This window comes from Accumulibacter sp., from assembly GCF_016789985.1.
Taxonomy (GTDB): domain Bacteria; phylum Pseudomonadota; class Gammaproteobacteria; order Burkholderiales; family Rhodocyclaceae; genus Accumulibacter.
In genome coordinates this window covers 1-5,974 of the sequence record NZ_JAEUOL010000209.1, presented here as the reverse complement: position 1 = coordinate 5,974, position 5,974 = coordinate 1, and the positions used below count along the sequence as shown (strand labels likewise).

4 protein-coding genes and 1 pseudogene are annotated in these 5,974 nt (G+C 61.9%); 4 read left to right on the top strand and 1 reads right to left on the bottom strand.

Going from position 1 to position 5,974, the window contains the following annotated elements; translation table 11 throughout:
• From JNK99_RS12250 to dksA, 4 genes and pseudogenes are all read left to right on the top strand, one after another.
• Positions 1-292, top strand: a pseudogene (locus JNK99_RS12250) (hypothetical protein); the annotation flags it as partial.
• Positions 293-695: 403 nt separating this feature from the next.
• Positions 696-2,084, top strand: a complete 1,389-nt coding sequence (locus JNK99_RS12245; protein ID WP_291853453.1) for a hypothetical protein — start codon at positions 696-698, stop codon at positions 2,082-2,084.
• Between the two features lie 143 nt (positions 2,085-2,227).
• Entirely contained in the window at positions 2,228-4,171 is a 1,944-nt protein-coding gene (locus tag JNK99_RS12240; protein ID WP_291853450.1) for an alkaline phosphatase family protein, read from the top strand.
• 185 nt (positions 4,172-4,356) lie between these two features.
• Entirely contained in the window at positions 4,357-4,782 is a 426-nt protein-coding gene (gene dksA, locus JNK99_RS12235; protein ID WP_291853447.1) for an RNA polymerase-binding protein DksA, read from the top strand.
• A gap of 85 nt (positions 4,783-4,867) precedes the next feature.
• Here the strand turns inward: dksA and pnp are convergent.
• Positions 4,868-5,974: polyribonucleotide nucleotidyltransferase (gene pnp / locus JNK99_RS12230; protein WP_291853444.1), on the bottom strand; the 1,107-nt coding region annotated here is incomplete at its 5' end.

The window sequence follows — 5,974 nt, the reverse complement described above, 5'->3', positions numbered from 1 at the left end:
GTTGGTCGGAGCGTCGTATTTCGACAACTCCTTCAGCCAGTCGTCGGAGTTCGTTTTCGGCGGTCTGCTGTGGCGACCGTTCGACTCGGTCCAGGAGGCTTACGTCAAGCTCGCCGCCGGCGTGGTGCATGGCTACAAGGGTGAGTACCAGGACAAGATCCCGTTCAACAGCTCCGGCTATGCGCCGGCGATCATCCCGGCGGCCGGCTACTGTTACCACCGCGTGTGCAGCGAGCTGGTCCTCTTCGGCGGGGCCGGGCTGATGCTGACGCTGGGTGTGACGCTGCCCTGACCGCTTCGGGGCTTGCCGCACGCAAGTGGTGGGGTGGGCGGGATGATCGGTGGCTCGTCGCTGTGGTTTGTTTCGCCGCCGGGTGTCTCCGGCAGGAGAAGGGTCGCTCTCGCCGCTCGACCCGCGATGGCCGGAGGTGTGTTGATTTGAGCCGTAACCCTTGACCATGCGGGACCCGGTGCCGAATCCGGAACTGCGGGGTCGGCAATCCGGCCTGATGTTATTCCATCTGATCCATGATCTTCGCTCGTCTTGCTTGCTGGGCACTCGCCAGCGTCGGCAAGAATCGTTCTGCCGGCGTTGGTGAAGCGCAGCGAAGAGGCTGTGCCCCGGGGCACGCAGCAGCCCGGGTAGCGAGCGGCAGCGGCGCCTGCCGATAACCCCGGCGAACCCTGCCAATCCGATGACCGAAATGCTGAGCAAGACCAGACGCTGGGCACATTTTCATGACGACCCGGCTGTCCTTGAGTGGTGCCGGGTTCGTCTGAGCCGGCCGCTCGCGTGGCTGACACCGCCCCGGCGCAGGATGATCCTGACGACCGCTTCGTTGGTGGCGGCGGTGGTCGGCTCGGCGAGCACCCTGCGCAGCAGGGAAGTCTCCGTCGTCTTCGATGTGGGAAGCTTGGCTGCGGTCATCCTGGTGCTGTTCGCGATTCTCTGGCTGGTTTACCGAGCGGCGGCCGGATTTGCGGCGCTGCCGTCGATCCTTCGTCGCCACCCGCAGATCGGCCTGCACCTCTTGTACTGGGGCATGCTTGGCCTGCTGTCGGTTGTCGGGCCGGTTGGGGGGGCATGGCGAACGGTGCTCTTCGGCGTGGCGGTAATGACGCCCTTCCTGCTCTGGCGCTGCGGTTACCTGTTGTTTTCCGGTCAGTATGGTCGCGTGACCGGTACCCGTTTCACCGATCACCTGATCTACTTGTGGCCGGCCTACGGCGGCAACAACACGCCGTATGGCAAGGGTCTCGACTACCTGTCGCGCTGCGAAGCCAGAACGCCGGAGCAACTGCTTCGTTCGCAACTGTCGGGAATCCGGTTGATCCTGCTCGGCACCTTGTGGGGCGCCGTGCTGTTCGTCCTCGAGGGTCTGGTGTACGGAGACGGCAATGCATTGACCCGGTTCGTGGGTGGCGACAAACCGGCCATCCCGGCACTGGGACAATTGGTCAAACAGGGAAGCGATGCGCCGTTCTTGGCAGCCTGGATGAGCGTTTACTGCGAACTGGTCAAGCAGGTGCTGCGCCATGCGGCCGGCGGCCACGCCATCATCGGCCTGCTGCGCATCTTCGGCTTCAACGTCTTCCGGAACACTTACAAGCCACTGCTGGCCGAATCGATCAGCGAGTTCTGGAATCGCTACTACTATTACTTCAAGGAACTGCTCGCCAACTTCTTCTTTTTGCCGACCTTCACCAGGCTGGGCAAAGCGCTGCGCAGGTGGCCGAAGCTGCGCCTGTTGTGCGCCGTGTTCGCGGCAGCATTCGTCGGCAACCTCTATTATCATCTTCTGCAAAGGGCTGTTTCGCTCGCCGAGGGGAGGCTGCTGCCCGCTCTCGCCGCGCTCGACTCACGCAGCTTCTATTGCCTGTTGCTGGCGATCGGCATCTACGTTTCCATGTTGCGCGAACAGGGCAGGCTCGGTCAGGGGCCACGACCCGCAGGTGTCAGGCGAGTGCTCAGGATTTTCGGGGTGTGGACCTTTTTCGGTCTGATCTTCATCTGGGACGTGCGGGGTCAGGCGTCGTTCGCCGCGCGTGGCGATTTTTTTCTCGGGCTGTTCGGTCTCGGATGAACGACTGAAACCAGACAAGCGGCGACCAGGCGCTTGCCGCGCGGGGGAATCGGATAGAATGCGGCAAGGGTCGGGTGACCGACCTTCCATTGCCGCCGCACGCCTGTCAGGCCATGCAGCCAACGCCTTCCTGTAAACCCGCCATGAACCAGACTCCACCCTCCTGGGCGACACGCCTGTTTTCCCACCGCTACGGTCCCCTGTGGCTGTTGCTGGGCCTCTTTCTCTGCATTTCCTTGCTCACCCGCCTCGCTCTGCTGGTCAAGACAGGCTATGCGGCCGATCCGAATGCGAAGAACTTGCTGCAGGTGTTCGGCCTCGGGCTGGCTTTCGACTTTGTCGCTGCCAGCTACTTCTTCATCCCGCTGGTCTTGTTCCTTTTCCTGGTGCCGGATCGTCTCTATCGTTGGACTCCTTTCCGCTGGTTCCTGCTCGCTGGCACGGTGGTCTGGATCTTCGTCATGCTGTTCAATGCGGTGGCCGAGTGGACGTTCTGGGAAGAATTCGGCTCCCGTTACAACTTCATCGCGGTCGATTACCTGGTGTTTACACGAGAAGTCACGGGAAACATCATGGAGTCATACCCGGTTGGCCAGATTCTCGGCGGGCTGGCCCTGCTGTCGCTGGTCGTGGCCTGGCTGGCCCGACACTGGCTCTGGGCGTCGCACCATGTCGAATCGCATTACACCGGGCGGGCGGGCTGGCTGGTGTTGCTGCTGACCCTGCCTTTTCTTGCCTTTTCGATGGTCGACTTTCGCCTCAAGGAGCAATCCTCCAACCCCTACGTCAATGCCTTGTCCGGCAATGGCGTCTACGAGTTCTTCGCCGCCGCTTACAACAACGAACTCGATTACGCCTCCTTCTACTACGCCCTGCCCCTCGATCAGGCTCTCGCACGACTGCGCGCGCAGTTGCCGACACGGCACGCACGGTTGGCCAGCGACGATCCACGCGACCTGACGCGAATTGTCAGCTATCCGGGAGCCGAGAAGCGCCTCAACGTGATCATGATCATGGTCGAGAGCCTGTCGTCCGATTTCCTGACCCGTTTCGGCAACAGCAGCGGGGTCACGCCGCGCCTGGATGCGCTGTCCCGGCAGGGATTGTTGTTTACCAACCTCTACGCGACCGGAACGCGTACGGTGCGCGGCCTGGAGGCCTTGTCCCTGTCGGTGCCACCAACCCCGGGCCAGTCGATCGTCAAGCGTCCGAACAACGCGAACCTCTTTTCCTTGGGGGAGGTGTTCAAGTCGAAGGGCTACGAGGTGCGTTTCCTTTATGGGGGTTACGGCTACTTCGACAACATGAACGATTTCTTTGCCGGCAATGGCTACCAGGTGGTCGACCGCGTCGCCATCCCCGCCGAGCGCATTCATCATGAAACCATCTGGGGCGTGGCGGACGAAGATTTATTCACCCAGGCACTGCTCGAGGCCGACAAGGCGCACGCGGCGGGCAGACCGTCGTTCATGCAGGTAATGACCACCTCCAACCACCGGCCTTTCACCTACCCGGAGGGACGAATCGACATTCCCTCGAAGAGTGGCCGCAAGGGCGGTGTGAAGTACACCGACTGGGCAATCGGCGACCTTATCGCGCGTGCGACGGGCAAGCCATGGTTTGCCGACACTGTTTTCGTGATCGTCGCAGACCACTGCGCTTCTTCGGCGGGGAAATCGGATCTCCCGGTGAACCGCTATCAGATTCCGGCGTTGTTCTACGCCCCCAAGCACATCAAACCAGCCGAATTCGACCGATTGACCAGTCAGATCGATCTCGCTCCGACCTTGCTCGGCTTGCTGAACTTCAGTTACAAGAGCCGCTTCCTGGGCTATGACATGTTCGACCTCGAGCCCGGGCGCGAGCGTGCTTTCATCAGCACCTATCAGGACCTCGGTTTCCTGCGTGGCGACCGCCTGGTCAAGCTCAATGCGCGGCGTGGCCGAAGTGTCTATCGGCCGGATTTCGATGACGGTTCGGTGGAGAAGCTGCCGGATGAGCCGGAATTGGAGAACGATGCCGTCAGTTGGTATCAGGTGGCCTCCTGGGCCTTTGGTCACGGTGGCCTGCAGTGGATTGCGCCGTGATGGACAGGCAAGTCGCAAGTCAGCGGCGCGGCAGAGCGGACGGCGCAGCGCCATAGCCGGTCGGTGTCCGCACGACCGCTCGGCGCTTCGCCGGTAGTCCGCGAGCACAGCGGTCTGCTTGCAAGACTGTGCTGTTTCTGATATTTAATCGGCTTTTTTCCAACAGCGAAACAGGGTCTTCGAACATGGCTGAAGAATTGCTCTACAAGCATTTCACTCCCTACGTACCGCAACCGGGCGAGGAGTTCATGAACAGCGCTCAGCTGGCGCATTTTCGTGGCATCCTCGAAGCGCTCAAGCTGCAGCTGGTGGAAGACATCGAACGGACGGTGCACACCATGAAGGATGAGGCAACCGTTTTCGCCGATCCCAATGATCGTGCGAGCCAGGAGACCGACATCGCCATCGAGTTGCGTAACCGCGATCGTGAGCGCAAGCTGATCAAGAAAATCGAGGAGACGATCGCGCGTATCGACAGTGGCGACTACGGTTACTGTGCGGCGTGCGGCGTGGAGATCGGCATCAAGCGTCTGGAAGCCCGCCCGACGGCAACACTGTGCATCGACTGCAAGACGCTCGAAGAGGTGCGCGAGAAGCAGATTGCCAAGTAGGCAAGCGTCGGCAAACCAGGGGAAAAAAGAGGACGCCGCGGCGTCCTCTTTTGCGTGTGCCGGCGCAGCGGCAGCGAGTGGTCGACTAAGTCCTGGGCGCTGGAGCGGCGCCAGCGCCCCCTTCTTCAGCGGTCAGTGCTTTCATCGACAGGCGGACGCGGCCTTTTTCGTCGGCTTCAAGCACCTTGACACGCACCTTCTGGCCTTCCTTGAGATAGTCGGCCACGGCGTTGACGCGTTCGTTGGCGATCTGCGAGATGTGCAGGAGGCCGTCGCGCCCGGGCAGGATGCTGACGATGGCCCCGAAATCGAGCAGCTTGAGGACGGTTCCCTCGTAAACCTTGCCGACTTCGACATCCGCCGTGATCGATTCGATGCGCGCCTTGGCGGCATCGGCAGCTTCGCCGCTGACCGAGGCGATGGTAATCGTCCCATCGTCCTTGATGTCGATCGTCGTCCCCGTTTCCTCGGTGATCGCACGGATCACGGCGCCCCCCTTGCCGATCACGTCGCGAATTTTCTCGGGATTGATCTTCATGGTGTAAAGGCGGGGTGCGTAGCTCGAAACCTCCTCGCGGTGTCCGGACATCGAGTTCTGCATCTGCTGGAGGATGTGCAGGCGCGCTTCACCGGCCTGCGCCAGAGCGACCTGCATGATCTCCTTGGTGATCCCCTGGATCTTGATGTCCATCTGCAGCGCGGTGACGCCCGCTTCAGTGCCGGCCACCTTGAAGTCCATGTCGCCGAGGTGATCCTCGTCACCCAGGATGTCGGTCAGCACGGCGAAGCGGTTGCCTTCCTTGATTAGACCCAGGGCGATTCCGGCGACATGGGCCTTGAGCGGCACGCCGGCGTCCATCAGCGCCAGCGAGGCACCGCAGACGGTAGCCATCGAGCTGGAGCCGTTGGACTCGGTGATCTCGGAAACCACGCGGATGGTGTACGAGAAGTTCTCGGTCGACGGCAGGACGCCGAGCAGGGCGCGCTTGGCCAGGCGACCGTGGCCGATTTCGCGCCGCTTCGGTGTGCCGACGCGGCCGCATTCACCAGTGGCGTAGGGCGGGAAGTTGTAGTGCAGCATGAAGCGCTCCCGGTATTCGCCGGAGAGCGCGTCGATGATCTGCTCGTCGCGCCCGGTACCGAGGGTGGCGACGACGATGGCCTGCGTTTCGCCGCGCGTGAACAAGGCGGA

What these genes read in the sequence shown, in the direction of transcription:
- JNK99_RS12245 (WP_291853453.1), top strand. Translation starts at nt 696, where the DNA reads ATGACCGAAATGCTGAGCAAGACCAGACGCTGGGCACATTTTCATGAC.
- dksA (WP_291853447.1), top strand. Translation starts at nt 4,357, where the DNA reads ATGGCTGAAGAATTGCTCTACAAGCATTTCACTCCCTACGTACCGCAA.
- JNK99_RS12240 (WP_291853450.1), top strand. Translation starts at nt 2,228, where the DNA reads ATGAACCAGACTCCACCCTCCTGGGCGACACGCCTGTTTTCCCACCGC.